This is a genomic window from Neisseria sp. HMSC070H10 (assembly GCF_001837635.1).
In the GTDB taxonomy this organism is placed as follows: Bacteria; Pseudomonadota; Gammaproteobacteria; order Burkholderiales; family Neisseriaceae; genus Neisseria; species Neisseria subflava_A.
The window spans coordinates 1-410 of the sequence record NZ_KV833388.1 but is presented as its reverse complement, the minus strand read 5'-3'; the positions used below and the strand labels follow the sequence as shown (position 1 = coordinate 410).

Sequence of the window (410 nt, the reverse complement as noted above, 5' to 3'; positions counted from 1 at the left end):
CGACAACGTGACCGACTACAGCATCGACTTGGCGGATAACACCAAAGCCGAAATCCAAAAAGGCGTGGATGCCAAAACCACCGTTGACAGCAAAGGCCTGACCTTCAACGGCGACAGCGGCAGCACCAATATCGAAAAACTCGGCTCCACCGTGACCGTTGCCGGTGACGACAACATCACCACCGAAGCCCAAGACGATAAAGTGACCGTTAAGCTGAAAAAAGACCTGGTAGTGAACAGCGTCAAAGCCGGCGACACCACCGTGAACAACGACGGTGTGAAAGTCGCAGGCGGTCCTAGCCTGACCAAGTCCGGTATCGATGCCGCAGGCAACAAAGTGACCAACGTAGCCGATGGCGACCTCAATGCCAACAGTAAAGACGCCGTCAACGGCAGCCAACTGTTTGCGA

Annotated in this window: 1 pseudogene; it reads left to right on the top strand. The window is 55.1% G+C overall.

Annotated elements, in window-relative coordinates:
* Positions 1–410 (top strand): annotated as a pseudogene (locus HMPREF2606_RS10420) (hypothetical protein); the annotation flags it as partial.